Origin of the sequence: Speluncibacter jeojiensis, from assembly GCF_029589495.1 — a bacterium.
In the GTDB taxonomy this organism is placed as follows: domain Bacteria; phylum Actinomycetota; class Actinomycetes; order Mycobacteriales; family Mycobacteriaceae; genus Speluncibacter; species Speluncibacter jeojiensis.
In genome coordinates, this window is sequence record NZ_JAAIVF010000001.1 from 1,126,762 (window position 1) to 1,145,653 (window position 18,892).

Genomic DNA, 18,892 nt, shown 5'->3' on the forward strand with positions numbered 1-18,892 from the left:
TCCCTCTGGGCCGGCGTTGAACCGGCGACTGCGAATTCCGTGGGGTGTCGGGTGCTGACTACCCCTTCGCCAGCATCGGCCGGTCCGTTGGTCGGTACCTCACCCGATCGGGGTGATCGCGCGGGTCAGAGCAGCCCGATTGTGCGCGCCGTGTCGACGGCTTCTCGTCGCGACCGGACGTCCATCTTGCGGTAGATGCTGCGCAGATGGGTCTTGACCGTGTTCACCGAGACGTACAGCGACTCCGCGATCTCCTCGGTGGTCCGCATCGACGGCAGTTCCGCCAGCAGTTCCAGCTCACGCGTCGTCAGCAGCACCGTGTGCGGGGTGTCCGGTCCCTCCAGCTTCGCGAGTACCTCCCCCGCGAAGTCGTCCTGGTGTCCGAAGCGCCCCATCCCGGCGGCGAGCACCGCCGCGACAACCGGACCGCCGTCACGGAACGGCCTGATCAGCCGATCCTGCACGGCGAGTTCCAGGGCGTGGGCCATTCCCCGATGCGCCGCCGGGTGGTCCCCGGCGGCCTCTGCGAGCGTGGCGGAGAGCACCACACAATCCACCGGAGCCCGCATGGTGAGAGCCGGGACGGCGCCGCGGAGGAGCAACCGGACCCTGTCGCGCGCGGTGTCGAGGCGGCCACGCTGCAGATGCAGGATGATCCGGATCAGCTCGGTCTCCATAGTTTCCGCAATGAGGTTCTCCGCGAGCGCCAGACTCTCGCGCGCCCAGGCGATCTCGCCTACCCTGAGTGCGATCTGAACCTGAATCAACAGGGCGCACGCGGTGGCGCGGTCCGGCATCCGCGACCAGTCCATCTCGCGCAGCACCCCGTGCAGGGTGATCGACGAGCCATAGGGCCGCTCCGCCCGATCGAGCGCGATGACGGCCTTCAGTCCGGCTGTCAACGTGTGCACCGCGGGGTAGGTGCCCGACCCTGCGGCTTGTTCGGCCGCCGTCACATGAACTGTCGCGGCGTCCGTGTCACACCGCTGATGCGCCACCCACGCCGCCACCTGATGGGCGGTCACAGCAGTCGGATCGCCCTGCAGCCCATGCGTACCGGCGAATTCGAGCGCCGTGCGACTGTGCTCGTCCATTGCCGCAAGGGTGTCGCCCGCGATCGCGACCATCGCGAGCGCCGACAGGCCCGCCATCACGGCGCGGTCACATCCGGCGGACCTCGCGAGCGCGACGGCGCCCTCGAGATCCGCTGTCGCCTGCACACGCTCGCCGCGGACCAATCGAGTCCATCCGACGCCCAGCAGTTGGTGTGCGCGAAGCGATTCGTCGCAGTCTGCCGGCGCCTCCGATTCGAGCGACGGGTCCGAGGCATCCGTCGGCTCGCCGCCCCACAGGCACCGCTGGATCCTGATGCCCTGCTCAGCGAGGCGGGTCGTTGCGGTCCGCCGGCCCAACAGGCTCCGGGCAAGGCTGAGGTCGGCCGCCACCGGGTCACCACCGTCGATCTCGGCGGCAGCCTGTGCGAGTGCGGCGCCCGGCAGCGAAGACACGGAGGGGGGGCACGGTGGCCAACAGTGCGAGCAGCGCGGCCGATCCACCGTCCAGCACTGCACGAATACCCTGTGCCGCAAACGCGTCCGACAGCGCGTCGTCGGCGGGACCGGCCTCGACCGCATGCTCCAAGGCAGCCACCGGCTCGCCTGCCCGCGCGAACCACTCCGCCAAACGACCGTGGATCTCGCATCGCACCCGCTCGGGCTGCCGGTTGAGCTCTGCGAGCAGATAGCTGCGCAGCAGCGGGTGATAGCTGAACCGAGGGTCGGGGCCCTCGTGCCTGACCACCATGCAATTGCGCTGCGCGAGATCGTCGAGCATCAGCCCCGCGTCCGGTGTTGCCCCCACCGCTTCCGCATAGTCGACGGTGAAGAAGTCTGCTTGCGCGGTGGCGATCATGAACAGCCGCATGGCGTCCGGCAGTGCGCCGAGGATCTCGTCGGCCAAGTAGTCGGCGACCGTCCTTGTGTCCCCGGAGAACTCGGCGATACGGGCACTGACATCGTCGCTGCCCACGAGGGCGATCGCCGCCATCCGCAGTCCGGCGGCCCAGCCGCCGGTGCGCGTCATCAGCGCGGCCAGGTCGGGCCCGTCCAGGGCGAGCAGGTGCTGAGCGAATATCTGCTCGGCCTCCGCGGGTGTGAACGCCAGATCGTCGGCGGTCAGTGCGACCAGTGCGCCCTCCAATCGCAACCTGCTCAGCCCCATCGCCGGCTCGTAACGGCCGGCCATCACCAGTCGCAACCGGCCCGCATGGAACCTGGCGAGCAAATCGAGCATCTCGAGGGATTCCGGGCTGCGCAGTTGTTGGACGTCGTCGAGAACGAGCACGATCGGATCCGGACGACGAGCAACCACCGCCATGACCGCGTCCGCGGCCTCCTGCGCCGTGGCTGCTGCGGGACCGGGGATCGGCTCCATGTCGCCGTCGATGCACAGCGCGGCACAAAGATCCGTGGCGAAAGTCGCCACGTCGTTGTCCTCCGCCAGCACCGTCAGCCAGGAGACCCGGGTTCCGCTCGCACGAACCGCATGCGTCCATTCGGTCAGCGCCGCCGTCTTCCCGGAGCCCGCGGGCGCAGCAACGACGGTCAGCGCGGCGCCGCCGGCGTCGTGTGTGGGCAGTGCCCGATGCACCCGTGCGCGGGGAATCAGCGCGCATCCGAAGATGGGCGGCTGCAATCGTGCCGGCAGCACTGCCGGAACTTGCGTTTCGACGGTGCTGCTCGCCTTGTACTCGTGAACCATCGTCACCCCCGACGGTGGAAGTTTCTCGGTTCACGAAATAGTTGCACGATGCGCATGGGTTCGCGCGGCGAACGGATATGTCGACCGCTTCAGCTCGAATCCGGCAATCCGGGCAACTGACGCAATTCGATGATTTCCAAGGCCATCGAATCGAAGCGCGCCAACAATCCACGTAGCTGCGTCTGGTCGGCGATGGTGCCGAACAGCGAGGTGGTGCCGCGCGCGGCGGAGTACTCGGCGGTGAGTTCCGGAAACGCAGCGGCAGCGCGATCGGACATGCGTGCCCGTACCACGAATTCGTAGTGCACGGTTCACCCCTTCATCCCCGAGCGGCGGCCGATGTTGCCTCCACAGTTCACCGTCCGCCGCCGCGCGACATCACCCGCGAGAGGTGAGCCCCGACCGGAACGTGGATCACCCTCGGAGAGTGACGCGACGTCGACTGTGCAGACCTACCGTCGCCTCACACAACCCTGATACCGGAGAGGCCAGACATGGGCAGCGTGATCGGTGATCTTCTTCCCCTGGGCGTGGGCGTCGCGATCTCGCCGATTCCGATCATCGCGGCGATCCTGATGCTGATGTCCGCGCGCGCCAAGAGCACCAGCATCGGATTCGCCATCGGATGGATTCTCGGCATCGTCGTGGCCGCGGTCATCTTCGTCTTCGTCGGCGGCGGCACCCAGTCGGACGGGCAGCCGTCAACCGCCACCGCCGCGATCAAGATCTTCCTCGGTGTGGTGCTGCTGATCCTTGCCGCGCGGCAGTGGCGCGGTCGCGACGCGAGCGGCGAGGCACCGAAATGGATGCAAGCCATCGACGACCTGACCTTGCCGAAGGGCCTCGGGCTGGGGTTCGCGCTGGCCGCGGTCAACCCGAAGAACCTGCTGATGTGCATCGCCGCGGGCATCGCGATCGGATCGGCCGGGCTGGCTGCCGGCCAGGCGACGGTCGCCGTTGTCGTCTTCGTGGTGATCGCGGCCTCCACGGTCGTGATCCCGGTGGTCGGCTACCTACTCGCGGCCGACAAGTTGCGCGGACCGCTCGACGAGCTCAAACAGTGGCTGCAGGCCAACAACGCCGCGGTGATGAGTGTGCTGCTGCTGGTCATCGGCGTGGTGCTGATCGGCAAGGGCATCGGCGGGCTGAACTGACCTGCGTCTCGGCCCGGGGACGCAGGTCATCGACGCGGCTGCCTGGTCGCAGCCTTCCTCCGGGCACTGGTGGCCACCCCGTCGAGCAGGGACGTGATCGCGAATCCGACGATCAGGTAGACGATTGCGCTGGCCACCTTCGACGCGGTCGAACCGTACTGCGCGAACGGCAGCACAGCGGCGATGATCGTGGCGAGTGTGCAGATCCAGTTGAAGAACGACATCGCGGTGGGAGTCGAGACCAGCAGCAGATGCAACAACGCAGTGGCCACCAGTGCGGCCGCAGCCGCATAGCCCGCGAGTGTTGCGGCCTGCGAATAGTTCGTACCGAGTGGACTGATCACCGGCGTGTCGAGCAGTCCCCTGACCACCAGCAGCCCGAGCACCACGATCAGCGCCGCCACCACCGCGGCCGCGCACCCGCCGGCCCACAACGTCTTCGCGTCGACAACCGGCGGTTTCGGCGCCGGGGGCAGATGCGACGACGGCTGCGGTCCCGGGTATGGATCCATCACGACCTCCTGATGCGTGGTTTCGGGGCGGATTCGACGCTCCTTGCCGCCCATTGGTCTTCGATGAAAGTGCCACTCGGCCCCGACGGCATCACCCCACCCGGGTGACGCGCCGGAGCTGTCTCTGCCCCACCCTCGAACTGGCGAACCACCGACGAGCACGGGAGCGGGGCCATGCGGAACAACACCATCGGACGGCTGACACAGGCTGCCGGACAGTGGTGCCGTGGGCGGCTGCCCGAGCGCAGACACTTCCGGCGAGACCTGGTCGCGGGACTGCCCGGCGCGATCAGCAGCGTGCCCGACGGGATGGCCTGCGGACTTCTCGCCGGCGTCAATCCGGTGAACGGTCTTTACGCAAGTTTCGCCGGGCGGACATTCGGCAGTCTGCCGACCGGGACGAAGTTGATGGTGGTCGCCACCACCAGCGCGGCCGCATTGGCGGCAGGGTCCGGGCTTGCGGGCGTGCCCGAGCCCGACCGGGCCCGCGCGCTGGGGCTGCTGACCCTGCTGGCGGGCGTGATCATGCTGGTCGCGGCGGCGCTCAAACTCGGCCGGTACACGCGTTTCGTCTCGCACTCGGTGATGACCGGGTTCCTCACCGGCGTGTCACTGAACATCGTCTTCGGTCAGCTACCCGATCTGGTCGGAGCCAAGGCCAGCGGATCGGTGGCCGCGACGAAGGCCCTCGATCTGGTCACCCACCCCGGCCGCATCGACCTGAGTTCTCTGTTGACCGGGGTGATCACGCTGGCCGTGTTGATCGGGCTGATGCGGACGCGGTTCGCCTTGATCGGCTCACTCGCCGCGCTGGTCGCCTCGACCATGGTCGTGATCGGCTTCGGCCTCGACTCGGTGCGCCGGGTGTCGGATGTGGGGACCATCCCGCGGGGCATCCCGTTGCCCGGCATTCCGGATCTCACACTGCTGACGCCTTCGCTACTCGCTTCGGCGGCCGCCGTCGCGGTCATCGTGTTGGTCCAGGGAGCCGGCGTAGCCGAGGTGGCGCCGAATCCCGACGGCTCGCGCTCGATGCCGAACCAGGACTTCGCCGGTCAGGGGGTCGGCAACATCGCCTCCGCGTTGTTCGGCGGGCAACCCGTCGGCGGGTCCGTCGGGCAGACCGCGGTCAATGTCACGGCCGGCGCGAAGTCGCGTTGGGGCGGGGTCCTCTCCGGACTCTGGATGGTCCTGATCCTCATCGCCTTCTCGGGACTCGTCGGCAAGGTGCCGATGCCGACACTGGCCGCGATCCTGATCTTCGCGGCGATCGGTTCCATCCGGTTGGGCACGATCACCACGATCCTGCGGAGCGGGTCGACCTCGGTGATCGCGTTGGTCACCACGCTGGTCGCCACACTCGCGCTCCCGGTCAGTGCGGCCGTCGGCATCGGTGTGGCCCTGTCGCTGCTGCTGCAACTCAACCAAGAGGCGATGGACCTGCGGCTGGTTCGGCTCATCCCGGAGGCAGAGCACGACTTCCGGGAGGTCCGTGCGCCGAAGCACCTGCGCGACGGCGACATCGTCATCCTGGACGTGTACGGCAGCCTGTTCTATGCAGGCTCGCGCACGCTGCAGGTGATGCTGCCCGACCCCGACGGCGCCGAAGCGCCGGAGGTGATCCTGCGACTACGCGGCCGAACCACGCTGGGCGCCACCTTCTTCGCCGTGCTGCTCGACTACGCCGACCGGCTCGAACGGACCGGCGGACGTCTCTACCTGACCGGGCTGAGCAAGGACCTCGCCGAGTACTGGAACGAGGAACGCCTGCAGGGGCTCGGGCTGTCGGTTCACACGTTCAACGCCACCGCCTTGCTCGGCGAATCGACCAGGCAGGCATTGCAGGACGCGCAGACGCACCAGATCGTCCGGGAGTGACCGCGCCGTCCGCTATGCCTTGGGTGCCGCGTGCCGCCGGCGCATGGTGAACACGCCCGTCAGCCACCCGACCGCGAACACCAGGATCAGCGTCAGCCACTGCGGGGCGCTCACGGTCACACCGAAAAAGTTGACCGAGACATGTTCTCGGTTGAGCAGCACGAAGATGACGGCGAGTACCACCAATACCAGCGCGATCCACTGCATGAAAGACACCCGGGACAGGATGCCGCCCTTCTTTGCCGGTGTGCGGTCACTCATGTCGGTCTCCCCGATCTGTGAGAACTGCCATCATCTACGCCAATCCTAGGGTCATCCGCCGACCGGGCCGGCATTTTGACGTCACACCAGCGCCACGACGCCGCGGATGACAAAAAGTGCACCGAACCCGAAGAACACGGCCATGCTCAAGCCCCCGTTGTGGGTCAGCATCCACCGCTTGGAGGATTCGAGCGCCGCCTTCGCACGGTCACCGAACGCGACGTACGCGCCGATCGGCACCAGGAAGTCCAGCGCGGCGGCGACCAGCAACAACACGGTGGCGCCTATCGATGTGGCGACAGTGGTGTCGGCCGCGGCGATCACGCTCATCCCGGAGACCATGATCGCGAGGTTCGGGTTGAGTACCGACAGCGCCGCCCCCAGGAGGAACGCGACTCGGGGCGTGGCCTTCTCGAGCAGGTCCATCCACTTCGGGTCCCGCTGCGCAGCGGACCTGTGACGAACCAGTGTGCCCACTCCGCACCCCACGAAGATCAGCCCGACCACCAAGCCCGCCCAGTGCGCGATGGTCCCCGACTGCTGCGTCTGGTGGGTCGCACCGCCGAGCAGGGCAGCGACGCCGATGGCGATGTACGCCAACATGAACGCGGACGCGAAGGCCAGGGCGTTCTTCAACGCCTGCTTCGTCTGCAACAGCAGGATGCAACCGGCGATCGCCGCCGGGGTGATGGCCATGCCGAGCAGTTCCGGGATCAAGTCGAGCAGCAATGAACCCATGATCGTCCTCCAGTCCACAGCGAGCACGCGACGGTGCGTCGTCGAGCGTGACAGAGAACCGCCCCCACTGGGTCATCCACACAGGGTGATGCAGCCACCCGAGCTTCTGCGGCGAGTATCACCCGGTAGGTCTTTCTCAGACATGACACGGAAGGCGCCAAAGCGACTCGGCATCAAGACAGTTCGCTGACGACCGCCGCGACCGCGGCGACCAGCACGATGACGACGGTGACCACCGCGATGACCCACAGGTGACCCGCCGCGGGCATCGGGTCGCCACGCTCGAGGGCTCGCTGCACCTGCAACCAGCGGGTCAGTCCTCCGACAGCGGCGATCACCGCCAGCACCATGAGCGCGGTACCGAGAGTCAGCCGCACCCAGGAGGTGCTGAACTCCGGCACCAGGTGGATCATCGCGATCCCACCGGCCATCAGCGCCAGCGATGTTCGCATCCAGGCGAGAAAGGTCCGTTCGCTGGCGAGCGTGAACCGCTCGTCGGGCCGGTCGGGCGGATTCGGCTGGGACGTCCCCATTCGTCCCCCCTTTCGGACCGCGGCACCAACACCTGACGCACCCACACTCTCAGCCGGCGGGGCGCGCTGCTTCACCCACAACGGATGAAGCCACGGCGACCGTCGTGGAACGAACATGGAGGGGACCCGGCGCGGGGAGCGCCCGCGCAGACAGGAAGGACTCCCGTCATGGCCACACACCAGTCCGTCGACCCGTCGACCGGCGGCGTCAAGCAGGGCTTCGCCGCGTTCGGTTCGATCGCGGTAGGGATCATCCTGCTGATGAACGGCGTGCTGCAACTCCTCGAAGGCATCTCGGCGATCTCGACCGACAAGATCATCGTCGCCGGCCCGCAGTACACCTACCAGTGGAGCACCACCGGCTGGGGCTGGGTCCACGTCGTCCTCGGCGTGATCATCGTGCTCGTCGGCATGGCGGTGATGACCGGGGCCGCGTGGGCGCGCGTTCTGGCCATCTTCGTGGCGGCGTTGTCGATCGTCGCGAACTTCCTGTGGCTGCCCTATTACCCCTGGTGGTCGGTGCTGCTCATCGCGCTGAACATGTTCGCGATCTGGGCGCTCGCAACCTGGCAGCCGCGACGCGCCTGACCTGCTGCGGTACACTGCCTGACATGCAGCGTGCGCTCCTTCTTGGTTGCCGCGACGGGGTCTGATCACAGACTGGCTCCCCGTCGCGGGCCTGTTCACGCCTCGAGGCGACGCGCCGGTCGATACATCACAGGACCCCACCGAGCACACCTCGACGGTCCCCACCCGTTCGGAGAACGCCATGTCACCCGCAGACGCCTTCACCTCCGGTTCGCCGTCCATCTCGGTTCCGTCCCGGCCCGCACCGGCCGACCAGCCGGCGTGGAACACCCAGCGCAACACCTCGATGCCGACCTTCCGCTACCGCCCGTTCGCGGATGAGGTCGAGCCGATCTCGCTGCCCGACCGCACCTGGCCGGACAAGGTCATCGACCGCGCCCCGCAGTGGTGCGCCGTCGACCTGCGTGACGGCAACCAGGCGCTTATCGACCCGATGAGCCCGGGCCGCAAGCGCCGCATGTTCGACCTGCTCGTGCGTATGGGTTACAAGGAGATCGAGGTCGGGTTCCCGTCCGCGAGCCAGACCGATTTCGACTTCGTCCGAGAGATCATCGAGGACAACGCGATCCCCGACGATGTCACCATCCAGGTGCTGACCCAGTGCCGCCCGGAGCTGATCGAGCGCACCTTCGAGGCGTGCCGCGGCGCCAAGACCGTCATCGTGCATTTCTACAACTCCACCTCGGTGCTGCAGCGCCGCGTGGTGTTCCGCGCCAACAAGGAGCAGATCAAGAAGATCGCGACCTCGGCGGCCGAGATGGTGCTGGACGAGGCCAAGAAGTACCCCGACACCCACTGGCGCTGGGAGTACTCGCCCGAGTCGTACACCGGCACCGAGCTGGAGTACGCGCTGGAGGTGTGTAACGCGGTCACCGAGGTGCTCGGCGCCACACCGGAGGACCCGGTCATCGTCAACCTGCCGGCAACCGTCGAGATGGCGACGCCGAACGTCTACGCCGACTCGATCGAGTGGATGAGCAGCAACCTGGCCCGCCGCGACTCCGTGCTGCTGAGCCTGCACCCGCACAACGACCGCGGCACCGGTGTCGCGGCCGCCGAGCTGGGCTTCATGGCCGGCGCGGACCGCATCGAGGGCTGCCTGTTCGGCAACGGCGAGCGCACCGGCAACGTCTGCCTGGTGACGCTGGGCCTGAACATGTTCACCCGCGGCGTCGACCCGCAGATCAACTTCTCCGACATCGACGAGATCCGCCGCACGGTCGAGTACTGCAACCAGCTGCCCGTGCACGAGCGTCACCCCTACGGCGGCGACCTGGTCTACACTGCGTTCTCCGGCAGCCACCAGGACGCGATCAACAAGGGCCTGGACGCGATGAAGTCCGACGCCGACGACGCGAACTCGGACGTCGACCACATCACCTGGCAGGTGCCCTACCTGCCGATCGACCCGAAGGACGTCGGCCGCACCTACGAGGCCGTCATCCGCGTCAACTCGCAGTCCGGCAAGGGCGGCGTCGCCTACATCATGAAGAGCGACCACGGCCTGCAGCTGCCGCGCCGGCTACAGATCGAGTTCTCCCGCCTGGTCCAGCAGCTGACCGACTCCGAGGGCGGCGAGGTCAGCCCGAAGACGATGTGGGACGTGTTCTCGCAGGAGTACCTGGACCGCATCTCGCCGCTCGAGCGGATGAAGCAGAAGGTCATCAACGCCGAGGACGACCACGGCGAGGACACCCTGATCGCCACCGTCAAGGTCGACGGGGTCGAGCGGGAGATCACCGGCAGCGGCAACGGACCGGTCGCAGCCTTCGTCGACGCGCTGGCCACCGTCGGGTTCAACATCCGCGTCCTCGACTACGAAGAGCACGCGATGTCCTCCGGCGACGACGCCATGGCCGCCGCCTACGTAGAGTGCGCGATCGAGTGCGCGAACGGCGACACCAAGGTCCTGTGGGGCGTCGGCATCGCCCCGTCGATCACCGCCGCCTCGCTGCGCGCGGTGGTGTCCGCGGTGAACCGCGCGAACTGACCACCCGAAACATCCTGCGGCCCTGCCTGATTCGTTCAGGCGGGGCCGCAGGTCTGTTACTTGGGTCACATTCCGGTTACGCTTCGAGGATGGCCCCAGAATCGGGCGCGGGTCTCGTGATCGAAGCCCGCGTTCAACAGCCGGCGCAGGATGCGCTGCAGCTCGTCTTCCGGTGCGGCACGGGCGAGCCGATCGCCACCGCCGACCAGGGGGTCTTCGACGCGCTCGGCCATCGCATGGGCGGGTCGCTCGGCTTCGAGAGCGGCGGCTCCGGGATCCACCGACTGGCCGTGCACGACGGGCCGGTGCTGTACATCTCCTCCGGATGCGGCCTGCCCACGGTGGTCAGCACCGCCGACGGTCAGGAGGTCGCGCTGATCACCCGCGGTCTGGTGTCCACAGCGTCCGCCCCCGACGGGACCGAACTGTTCCGCTTCCTGCCGGCTCCGGCGCACCCCAAGACGCCGTCGGCCTATCACCTGCTGATCACCGCCGCGGGTCAGCGTGTGGGCGTGCTCGACGTCATCCGCAACTGCGAGGGACTGGTCGAGGCGTGCCGCGAGGACCACTCGGATCCGTGGTGGGAACATATCGTCAAGCCGGTGGCGGTGCCGGTGGTCGGCACCCGGTTGGCGCTGGAGCGTCCGCTCGGCGACCTACAGGTCCAGATCCTGCTGGCGGTGTGCGTCGACACCGCGATCGGGCTGCGGCCGTATGTGGCGGAGATGGTCTGAGGTCCGGAGTCCTTCCGGCACTCACCGCACCCCGCCGTGGCCGAGGTGCGTGCGGGCCAGGTCGATGAACTCGGCACGGAATTCCTCATACGCGCCGCGCAGTCGCGGTCCGGGCCAGTCTGTGGGTGTCAGCTCACTAGGCAGCAGTGGATCGTCCATCAGGTGCCGGATCATCGCCGCCGCGAGTTCGAAGCGAGCCGAGGGTGTATCCGGTGACTCGGCAAGCAGCGCGTGCGCCGTCTGAGCCCATCCATCGGGCTGGAACAGCGACTGGGCCAGTTCGCGCGAGCTGTCGACCGGCACCGCGGTGAAGACCGAACAGCACCGCACCACACCGGCGGGCAATGCGACATCAATGTTGTTGGGCCGCATCCACACACCCTCACGAAGGGGCCGGAAACGCATCTGCTGCAGGGATTCGCCAACCTCGACACGATCGGCGTCACCGCCATCGCCCACGACCGCGACCGTCCACTGCCCGTTCCAGCTCACCATCGGAGGATGTCTGGCTTCGTCCTGCCGCACCTGACGCTCACGCAATCGCGGTGCGAGACGGTACAACCCGTTGTCACGCTCGAGGTCACCTGAGGAAACCATGCGGGTCAACGCAACCCGGACCGCAGATTCCTGAAGGCCCAGAACCTCGGCCATCGCGATGATCGCCGAGGCCCTGGCCTCGGCGGGCGCCCCCAGAAAGGCGCTGAGGATCATCGAGCGTGCGGTGAGGAGACGGGAAGTGCGCCCGCGCTCGATCACGCGCCCGGACCCGGCAACGCCTCGCCCATCCCGGACCGCTTGTGGTCACCGAAAGGCTCGTCACGCTCGCGCACCGCCTCCCGGAACCCCGCCGTCGCAGCCCGCATCTGGAAGGCATAGCCCTCGCGCGTGTGACGCGAGATGCCGTCGAAAACGGTGCTGATCATGCCGGAGTTGGCAACCCCCTGCGAATAGAGCGCGGAGTTCAGTGTCAGTTTGACCATCATCAACTGATTGACCGGCATCCTCGCGATCCGCTCCACCAGCGCCTCGGTCCGCTCGTCCAACTCCTCCGCCGGGCAGGACTCGACGGCCAGGCCCCATTCGGCGGCCTGTCCGCCGTCGATGCAGTCGCCGGTGAACAACAGTCGTTTGGCGCGCTGGTCGCCGAGGCGGTGCGCCCACATCCCGGCGGCCGGGACACCCCAGACCCGGGTCGGCGGGTAGCCGATCTTGGTGTCGTCGGCGCAGATGATCTGGTCGCAGTACAGCGCGATGTCGGTACCGCCGGCGACCGCGAACCCGTGCAGTTTGGCCACTGTCGGTTTGTTCGCCTGCATCAGACTGGCGAAGCCGCGATTGAAGCGGCTCATCATCGCGTAGTCGATCATCGGGTCCCAGGTCCCCCACGGGTTGTGGTTGACCGCGTTGACCACCGGGTCGAGCACCGTCCCGGTGACCTCGTCGGGGCCGTCGGTCGCTCCCCCGCGCTCGGCGAACATGTCGAGGTCGTAGCCCCCGCAGAACCCCTTGCCCCGGCCGGACAACAAGATCACGTGCACGCGCGGATCCAGATCCGCGCGCTCTACCGCGTGTGCGAGATCGAGTGGGGTGTCCGGCGTGATCGCGTTGCCGTGGTCCGGCCTGTTGAAGGTGATCCGCGCTATCCGACCGTCGCGCTGGTAGGTCAACGTCGTGTACTCGCGCTCGACGTCCGGCGCCGGCCGGCCGTTCCACGGCGAGTCAGGCACCTCCGTCCAGTTGTCGTACCAGGCAGCCGGACGGGCTCCGGGGTGATCTTCAGTACCGAAACTCATTGCGCCGCCCCCGGTCCGATCTGGTGCTCGTCGAAATTGCCGTGTCGTCCGAGTCCGGATGCGAATCGCCCCGCACCGGAGAAGATCTCCTCGACCGAGCGCATGCCGTGTCCCCATTCCCGCGCTATCGCGTCGTCGAGCGTGAGTCCGAACTGGTCATAGCTGGACATTCGATCCCCGCGCAGGCACGTCTGCGGGAACTGCGCCAATTGCTCGGCCAACTCGATCGCCTCCTCCAGCGCACGCCCGGGTGCGCTCACCCGGTTCGCCAGGCCCATCGTCTTGGCCTCCTCGGCACCCACCGGGCGGCCGGTGAGGATCATGTCCAGCGCGTGCGAATGCCCGATCAGTCGCGGCAACCGCACCGTCCCGCCGTCGATCAACGGCACACCCCAACGGCGGCAGAACACACCGAACATCGCGCCGGGGTCGGCCACCCGCAGATCGGCCCAGATCGCCAACTCGAGACCGCCGGCAACGGCATAGCCGTCGACCGCGGCGATCACGGGCTTGCTCAGCAGCAACCGTGTCGGCCCCATCCCGGCCGGGCCGTCCTCGTCCGGCTGGGCAATCTTGATGTCCCCGCGGGCCACCGCCTTCAGATCTGCTCCGGCGCAGAAGTTCCCGCCTGTGCCGTGCAGGATCGCCACCGACGAATCCGCGTCGTCGTCGAAGGCTTCGAATGCTGCTGTGAGTGCGGATGCATGGTGATGGTCGACCGCGTTGCGCACCTCGGGGCGGTCGAGGGTGACGATCGTGACCGCCCCCCGCTTCTCGACGGCGACGGTCACGCGCACTCCTTCGGCGTCGCGCGATCGACGAGGGTTCCCACGTCGATACCGGTCGGCAACGTACCGAGCACATCGCCCCAGTTCTCACCGAGTCGCGAGGCCGCATAGGCGTCGGCCACCGCCGGGTGCCCGTAGCGGGCCAGGAGCGATCCCTGCAGGACCTTCGCCATCTGGCCGACGACGCCGCGCGCACGGTACTGGATGCTCTCGAAGTCCGAGAACTGCGACTCCAGTGCGGCGACGGCGCGGTCCAGGTTCGCATCGGCGCCGGCCGCCGACTTCACCTCGTCGAGGAACACGGACAGAACCTCCGGTTGCTTGACCAGCGCCCGAAGGACATCCAGCGCGGCGACGTTGCCAGAGCCCTCCCACACCGATGTCAGCGGAGCCTCCCGATAGAGCCGCGGCATCCGCGACTCCTCGACATACCCGTTGCCTCCGAAGCATTCGAGCGCCTCCGCCGCGTGAGCCGGTCCCCGTTTGCATACGTAGTACTTGCTCACGGCGAGACTGATCCGGCGCAGTGCCGCCGCCCGGCCGTCGCCGGCGACGGCGCGGTCGGTCAGGTCTGCCAACCACAGCGCGACCGTCGTCGCCGCCTCCGCCTCGACGGCCAGGTCCGCCAGCACGTTGCGCATCAGCGGCTGATCGCTCAGGTACGCCCCGAAGGCCTTACGGTGCGCGGTATGGAATGCGGCCTGTTGCACCCCGCTGCGCATCAGTGCCGCCGATCCCAGCGTGCAGTCCAACCGCGTCATGTTGACCATCTCGATGATGGTCCGGACGCCGCGCCCCTCCTCGCCGACGAGCCATCCGACCGTGTCGTCGTACTCGACCTCGCTGGAGGCGTTCGAATGGTTGCCCAGTTTGTCCTTGAGTCGCTGCAGCAGGAAGGTGTTTCGACTGCCGTCAGGCAGGACACGCGGGACGAAGAAGCACGTCACCCCTGCCTCGGTTTGGGCGAGGGTGAGGAAGAAGTCGCTCATCGGCGCCGAAGTGAACCACTTGTGCCCGGTGATCCGATACGAACCGTCGGGCCGCGCCACCGCTCGGGTGGTGTTCGCCCGCACGTCCGAACCGCCCTGCTTCTCGGTCATCGACATCCCGGCGATCAGCGAGGCTTTCGACTCCGGCGAAGCGAGCACCGGATCGTATTCGCGGGACGCGAGTTTGGCCTCGAACCGGGACGCCAATTCGGGATTGTGGCGCAATGCGGGCACCACCGCGTAGGTCATGCTGATCGGGCAGAGGTGCCCGGGATCGACCTGCATCCAGGCCAGCATCTTCGCGGCGCGCGCCAGGTGCGGATGCGGCGCCGGGTCCACCCACGGCGCGCCGTGCAGTCCCATCCGCGTCGCGTGCCGCATCAACTGGTGGTAGGCGGGGTCGTACACGACCTCGTCGATCCTGTTCCCGTATCGGTCATGCGTCTTGAGCTGCGGCGGATGGTCCTCGGCCAGGTCGCCGAGCGCGATCACCGGCGCGCTGCCGGCCAGCGCCCCCGCCTCTCGAACCTCCTCGAATCGACCCATCGCATCCGCACGGGCCAGCGATTCCGCAATCGGCGGATAGTCGGCCGGGTTGACCCCGACCGGCTGAACGGCCTGGTTGAGCACATCGTGGGTGGACATCGTCTCTCACACCGCCTCGATAATCGTTGGCCTCAGCTCCACGGGACATTACAACTAATCGCCACTTTCCGATAGCATGTAATGAATCGTCGTCACTCAATCAGGGCTGCACACCGGGTGACCAGCGCGCCGCCGGGACTCGAGGGAGACGGCTTCCCCGTGCGCCGCGCCGTTGTCGGCGTCCCGCTCGACGCACTCGACCCGTTCGTCCACATGGACCAGATGGGCGAGGTCGAATACGCACCGGGCGAACCCCAGGGCACGTCGTGGCACCCGCACCGTGGCTTCGAGGCCGTCACCTACATGATCGACGGGGTCTTCGAGCACCAGGACTCGCACGGCGGCAGAGGGACGATCACCAACGGCGACACCCAGTGGATGACGGCCGGCAGCGGGATCCTGCACATCGAACGACCGCTGGAGCACCTCGTGGTCTCCGGTGGACTGTTCCACGGCATCCGATTGTGGGTGAACCTGCCGCGCGCCAACAAGTTCAACCAACCCCACTATCAGGACATCAGGGCGGCGCAGGCACGCCTGGCTGTCGTCCGACGACGGCGGCGCCTTGCTGCGGGTGATCGCCGGCGAAGTCGGCGGGTATGCCGGGCCGGGTTCGACATTCACCCGATCACGTTCCTGCACGCGACGGTCAGCCCGGGTGCGCAGTTGCGCCTTCCCTGGGATCCCAAGAACTTGATCGAGGCGTTCGAGGACTACCAGGCCGACCGGTTCTGCGTCGTTCCCGCTGAGAGGCTGCCCCATGTCGACAACGGGTGACACGCCTCAGGTGGACGCGAGCACACCCGCACGAGGTTGATGCGATCGGGAGGGCGCAGTCCAGGCAGGATCCACGCGGCGATGACGGCAGGCGTGATGACCAGCCCGATGATCTCGGGGATGAGCCGGCGATCAGGTCACTCGTTGCTGCTCTCCTGAACCTTCGCAGCAGTGGCGCAATCGTTTTCGGCAGCGTCCACCGCGTCGTCGATGTGGTCGAAGTAGCGTCGGCCCCCGAACTCTCGCCACCAGGGGGTCGTGCGCAGCTTCGGCTTCTCCGACTCCGGCAGGTCGACGATGTAGAGCGTCACTCCGGCGTCGGACAGTTCCTTGAGCATGTCACGGATGCCGTGCATGACCGTCGTGGACACCTTGTAGGCGCGGGAGGCGTCGAGCACCAGCGCGCGTGGCCGGGAACTCTCCGCGTCCTCGCCGATGCCGGAGCGAGATTCGATCGCCCGCACGGTCGTCCGCACGTTGGCGGTGTACAGCGCCGAGTTGATCCGGAGCACCAACGGGTCCGCCGCGACCGTCGGATCCGACTCGCCGCCGGGGCGCCAGTGGCCCCGCTCGTTGCGATGCAGTTGCACGATGTGTGCCCGGTCAAGCTCGCGCAGAACGAGGTACAGCGTGAAGATCACGCCCACCGCAACCGCCGGCAGCAGCCCGGCGGCCAGCCCCACGAGCGCGGTGACCAGTGCCACCCAGAACTCGATCCGGTCGATCTGCCAGAGCGTCTTGAACTCCCGCAGATTGATCAGGCCCAGCACGGCCACCACCACCATCGCACCGAGCGCAGCTTGCGGCAGGTCGTCGAGCACCGGCGCGAGGAACAGCGCAACCAGCACCGCAAGAACCGCGGTCACGATGCTGCTCAACTGGGTTCGCGCACCCGCACCCTGATTGACCGCGGTCTGGGAGAAGCCGCCGGCGGGTGCCAGCGTGTGAAAGAACGAACCGAGCGTTGCGGCAACACCGTTGGCCAGCAGTTCCTGGTTGGTGTCGATCTGCGGCTCGTCGGGCCGACGGACGCCCCGACCCACCGACACGGTTTCCAGGAACGCCATCACCGCGATCGCAAGCGCACCCGGCACCAGCGATCCGGCATGTTCGAAGCTCGGCAGGGCAGGCAACGGAATTCCGTGCGGCACCGGCGAAATCAGCGCGACACCGTGGTCGTCGATTCCGGCGAAGGCGACCAGCAGAATCCCGGCCGCCACCACCACCAGCGGACCCGGGATCCTCGGCACGAACTTCTTCATCGCGTAGAGCACGGCGATACTGCCCGCGGCAAGCAGGATCGTGGCCCCATTGGCGTCACCGATCTGCTTGAGCGCGGACCACAGCACCTGAAAGAAACCTGTGGCGGTATTGTCCGGCGGCACCCCGAGCAACTTCGGCAACTGACCGGCCGCAACGGTCAGCCCGACGCCGGCCTTGATCCCGGTGAGCGTGGCCTCCGAGATGTTCTCGATGATCGCGCCGAGGCGCAGCACCCTGGCCAGCAACAGCAGCACACCCACCATCAACGTCAGCGTGATCAGATCCGACTGCGCCTGGTCCGAGCCGGCCGCCACTCCGGCGCCGATCAGGGTTGATGCCGTGAGCGTGGCGATGGTCGAGGTGGTGCTCACGCTGGTCGTGCGGGACCCGCCGAGCAGCGCATAGACGACCATCGGGACCATGCACGTGTACAGACCGATCTGCACCGGCATGTCGGCGATGGTCGCGTAGGCCATCGCCTGCGGGATCACCACGGCGCCGGCGCTCAGCCCCGCGACGACGTCGGCGCGCAACCACGACTTGCGATAGCCCGCCAGCGTCGGCGCGATCAACCGTGACATCGAGACCTCACTGCTTCGAATCGGGGAACACTCGAGTCCAGTCGTCCCGCACGCTCACCGTCGTCCATCGTTCCGCGGCGGCGCGTTTGAGCGCGTCCTCGGCGCCGGTGTCGTAGGCGAACTCCCGGTCGGCGTCGTCGTGACGGATGATCAGTCGGAGCCCGTCTTCCCGGGCGAACTCGAGCATCGGCAGGTCGCCGTTCGCGTTGCCGCCCACCAGCAGCGGTCGCCGACCGATCCGACTCCAGATCCGTGCCGGCTTCTCGGGGCCGTCGTCGAGGAAGGCCATCGTGGAGGCGTACCGCAGAGCGCCGTCGGCGTAGGTGAGGCCGAGGCTGCTGCCGATGACCCGTTCCCTCGGTATGTCGTAGAGCATGTCCCCTGCCGGCCGCATGAAGTCGCGGTCGCCCCCGGAGGCGATGTAGGTGGTGAAGCCGTGCGCCTCCAGGTAGCGGAGCAACTCGATCATCGGCGCGTACACGCAGTCGGCGTAGGGCCGGCGCAGCAGCGGATGCATCCCGCTGTCCAGGAAATACTTCGCCAACGCCGAGTAGGACTCCACCTCCTGCCCGGCAGACGCCTGCGCCACCGCCCCGGCCAGCACCTTCATGTCGGAGTCGTCTCCGGAGTAGTGCTTGTCGATCGCGGCCGACAGCCAGCCCAAATCTTTGTCGACGACCGCCTTGAACGGCTGCCGCAAACGCAGCGTCGGGTGGTGCGCTGCCATCCGCGCCCACTGCTCGAGCACGAACTGCATCTGGATCTGCACGGGCTTCTCGGTCCACAGCGTTCCGTCGTTGTCGAACACCGCGACCCGCTCGTCCACCGGCACACCGCGCGATTCCACCCCGTCCACGAAGTCGACTATCGCCGTCCGTGTTGCGGTGTCCCGCCAGGAGTTCAACGTC

The 18,892-nt window shown here is 67.5% G+C and carries 18 protein-coding genes and 1 pseudogene; 6 read left to right on the forward strand and 13 right to left on the reverse strand.

What is annotated here, in order from left to right:
- Positions 1–125 precede the first annotated feature (125 nt).
- From G4X40_RS04895 to G4X40_RS04905, 3 genes are all read right to left on the reverse strand, one after another.
- Positions 126–1,508, reverse strand: a complete 1,383-nt coding sequence (locus G4X40_RS04895) for a LuxR C-terminal-related transcriptional regulator (RefSeq protein WP_277830534.1) — start codon at positions 1,506–1,508, stop codon at positions 126–128.
- Positions 1,450–2,760, reverse strand: coding sequence for an AAA family ATPase (locus G4X40_RS04900; RefSeq protein WP_277830536.1), 1,311 nt, complete (start codon positions 2,758–2,760; stop codon positions 1,450–1,452). The genes G4X40_RS04895 and G4X40_RS04900 overlap by 59 nt, the downstream gene beginning before the upstream one ends.
- Positions 2,761–2,849: 89 nt before the next feature.
- Positions 2,850–3,068 (reverse strand): hypothetical protein, encoded by a 219-nt coding sequence (locus tag G4X40_RS04905; RefSeq protein WP_277830538.1) that lies wholly within the window; start codon positions 3,066–3,068, stop codon positions 2,850–2,852.
- A 186-nt stretch (positions 3,069–3,254) separates the two neighbouring features.
- Between G4X40_RS04905 and G4X40_RS04910 the strand changes: the two genes are divergently transcribed.
- The gene (locus G4X40_RS04910) at positions 3,255–3,914 is read left to right on the forward strand and encodes a GAP family protein (protein ID WP_277830540.1); all 660 of its coding nucleotides are present in this window, start codon (positions 3,255–3,257) and stop codon (positions 3,912–3,914) included.
- A gap of 26 nt (positions 3,915–3,940) precedes the next feature.
- On the opposite strand, the gene G4X40_RS04915 is transcribed toward G4X40_RS04910, so the two are convergent.
- Positions 3,941–4,426 carry a DUF6069 family protein gene (locus G4X40_RS04915; RefSeq protein ID WP_277830542.1) on the reverse strand — a complete coding sequence of 162 codons (486 nt, stop codon included), beginning with the start codon at positions 4,424–4,426 and terminating at the stop codon, positions 3,941–3,943.
- A 174-nt stretch (positions 4,427–4,600) separates the two neighbouring features.
- Between G4X40_RS04915 and G4X40_RS04920 the strand changes: the two genes are divergently transcribed.
- Positions 4,601–6,304 carry a SulP family inorganic anion transporter gene (locus tag G4X40_RS04920; protein ID WP_277830544.1) on the forward strand — a complete coding sequence of 568 codons (1,704 nt, stop codon included), beginning with the start codon at positions 4,601–4,603 and terminating at the stop codon, positions 6,302–6,304.
- A gap of 12 nt (positions 6,305–6,316) precedes the next feature.
- On the opposite strand, the gene G4X40_RS04925 is transcribed toward G4X40_RS04920, so the two are convergent.
- The 3 genes from G4X40_RS04925 to G4X40_RS04935 form a co-directional block, all read right to left on the reverse strand.
- Entirely contained in the window at positions 6,317–6,565 is a 249-nt protein-coding gene (locus tag G4X40_RS04925; RefSeq protein WP_277830545.1) for a LapA family protein, read from the reverse strand.
- A gap of 81 nt (positions 6,566–6,646) precedes the next feature.
- On the reverse strand, positions 6,647–7,303 hold the full coding sequence (locus G4X40_RS04930; protein ID WP_277830546.1) for a GAP family protein: 657 nt from the start codon (positions 7,301–7,303) through the stop codon (positions 6,647–6,649).
- A gap of 173 nt (positions 7,304–7,476) precedes the next feature.
- Positions 7,477–7,836: a YidH family protein gene (locus tag G4X40_RS04935; protein WP_277830547.1), complete on the reverse strand. Its 360-nt coding sequence runs from the start codon at positions 7,834–7,836 to the stop codon at positions 7,477–7,479.
- A gap of 168 nt (positions 7,837–8,004) precedes the next feature.
- On the opposite strand from G4X40_RS04935, the gene G4X40_RS04940 reads away from it, so the two are divergent.
- The 3 genes from G4X40_RS04940 to G4X40_RS04950 all read left to right on the forward strand — a co-directional run bounded on the left by G4X40_RS04940 (position 8,005) and on the right by G4X40_RS04950 (position 11,148).
- A complete protein-coding gene (locus G4X40_RS04940) occupies positions 8,005–8,424 on the forward strand; it encodes a DUF7144 family membrane protein (protein WP_277830548.1) in 420 nt (139 codons plus the stop codon).
- A gap of 181 nt (positions 8,425–8,605) precedes the next feature.
- Positions 8,606–10,414, forward strand: a complete 1,809-nt coding sequence (leuA, locus tag G4X40_RS04945; protein ID WP_277830549.1) for a 2-isopropylmalate synthase — start codon at positions 8,606–8,608, stop codon at positions 10,412–10,414.
- A gap of 89 nt (positions 10,415–10,503) precedes the next feature.
- Positions 10,504–11,148, forward strand: a complete 645-nt coding sequence (locus G4X40_RS04950) for a hypothetical protein (protein WP_277830550.1) — start codon at positions 10,504–10,506, stop codon at positions 11,146–11,148.
- 21 nt (positions 11,149–11,169) lie between these two features.
- Here G4X40_RS04950 and G4X40_RS04955 read toward each other — a convergent pair whose 3' ends face one another.
- The 4 genes from G4X40_RS04955 to G4X40_RS04970 are packed head-to-tail and all read right to left on the reverse strand — an operon-like array spanning position 11,170 to position 15,363.
- Positions 11,170–11,859: a PaaX family transcriptional regulator C-terminal domain-containing protein gene (locus G4X40_RS04955; RefSeq protein WP_277831291.1), complete on the reverse strand. Its 690-nt coding sequence runs from the start codon at positions 11,857–11,859 to the stop codon at positions 11,170–11,172.
- Positions 11,860–11,900: 41 nt separating this feature from the next.
- On the reverse strand, positions 11,901–12,941 hold the full coding sequence (locus G4X40_RS04960) for a crotonase/enoyl-CoA hydratase family protein (protein ID WP_277830551.1): 1,041 nt from the start codon (positions 12,939–12,941) through the stop codon (positions 11,901–11,903).
- A complete protein-coding gene (locus tag G4X40_RS04965) occupies positions 12,938–13,732 on the reverse strand; it encodes a crotonase/enoyl-CoA hydratase family protein (RefSeq protein ID WP_277830553.1) in 795 nt (264 codons plus the stop codon). Before G4X40_RS04965 ends, G4X40_RS04960 begins: the two co-directional genes overlap by 4 nt.
- The gene (locus G4X40_RS04970; protein WP_277830554.1) at positions 13,729–15,363 is read right to left on the reverse strand and encodes an acyl-CoA dehydrogenase family protein; all 1,635 of its coding nucleotides are present in this window, start codon (positions 15,361–15,363) and stop codon (positions 13,729–13,731) included. Before G4X40_RS04970 ends, G4X40_RS04965 begins: the two co-directional genes overlap by 4 nt.
- Before the next feature lie 117 nt (positions 15,364–15,480).
- On the opposite strand from G4X40_RS04970, the pseudogene G4X40_RS04975 reads away from it, so the two are divergent.
- A pseudogene (locus tag G4X40_RS04975) lies at positions 15,481–16,047 on the forward strand (pirin family protein); the annotation flags it as partial.
- 230 nt (positions 16,048–16,277) lie between these two features.
- Here the strand turns inward: G4X40_RS04975 and G4X40_RS04980 are convergent.
- Both G4X40_RS04980 and G4X40_RS04985 read right to left on the reverse strand, forming a co-directional pair.
- Positions 16,278–17,984 carry a SulP family inorganic anion transporter gene (locus G4X40_RS04980; protein ID WP_277830555.1) on the reverse strand — a complete coding sequence of 569 codons (1,707 nt, stop codon included), beginning with the start codon at positions 17,982–17,984 and terminating at the stop codon, positions 16,278–16,280.
- Positions 17,985–17,991: 7 nt separating this feature from the next.
- The gene (locus G4X40_RS04985) at positions 17,992–18,840 is read right to left on the reverse strand and encodes an HAD family hydrolase (protein ID WP_277830556.1); all 849 of its coding nucleotides are present in this window, start codon (positions 18,838–18,840) and stop codon (positions 17,992–17,994) included.
- Between the last annotated feature and the right edge of the window lie 52 nt (positions 18,841–18,892).

Coding starts and splice junctions, on each gene's coding strand:
- G4X40_RS04920 (WP_277830544.1), top strand. CDS start 4,601: ATGCGGAACAACACCATCGGACGGCTGACACAGGCTGCCGGACAGTGG.
- G4X40_RS04935 (WP_277830547.1), bottom strand. CDS start 7,836: ATGGGGACGTCCCAGCCGAATCCGCCCGACCGGCCCGACGAGCGGTTC.
- G4X40_RS04915 (WP_277830542.1), bottom strand. CDS start 4,426: ATGGATCCATACCCGGGACCGCAGCCGTCGTCGCATCTGCCCCCGGCG.
- G4X40_RS04925 (WP_277830545.1), bottom strand. CDS start 6,565: ATGAGTGACCGCACACCGGCAAAGAAGGGCGGCATCCTGTCCCGGGTG.
- G4X40_RS04980 (WP_277830555.1), bottom strand. CDS start 17,984: ATGTCACGGTTGATCGCGCCGACGCTGGCGGGCTATCGCAAGTCGTGG.
- G4X40_RS04900 (WP_277830536.1), bottom strand. CDS start 2,760: ATGGTTCACGAGTACAAGGCGAGCAGCACCGTCGAAACGCAAGTTCCG.
- G4X40_RS04955 (WP_277831291.1), bottom strand. CDS start 11,859: ATGATCCTCAGCGCCTTTCTGGGGGCGCCCGCCGAGGCCAGGGCCTCG.
- G4X40_RS04940 (WP_277830548.1), top strand. CDS start 8,005: ATGGCCACACACCAGTCCGTCGACCCGTCGACCGGCGGCGTCAAGCAG.
- leuA (WP_277830549.1), top strand. CDS start 8,606: ATGTCACCCGCAGACGCCTTCACCTCCGGTTCGCCGTCCATCTCGGTT.
- G4X40_RS04910 (WP_277830540.1), top strand. CDS start 3,255: ATGGGCAGCGTGATCGGTGATCTTCTTCCCCTGGGCGTGGGCGTCGCG.
- G4X40_RS04950 (WP_277830550.1), top strand. CDS start 10,504: ATGGCCCCAGAATCGGGCGCGGGTCTCGTGATCGAAGCCCGCGTTCAA.
- G4X40_RS04960 (WP_277830551.1), bottom strand. CDS start 12,941: ATGAGTTTCGGTACTGAAGATCACCCCGGAGCCCGTCCGGCTGCCTGG.
- G4X40_RS04970 (WP_277830554.1), bottom strand. CDS start 15,363: ATGTCCACCCACGATGTGCTCAACCAGGCCGTTCAGCCGGTCGGGGTC.
- G4X40_RS04930 (WP_277830546.1), bottom strand. CDS start 7,303: ATGGGTTCATTGCTGCTCGACTTGATCCCGGAACTGCTCGGCATGGCC.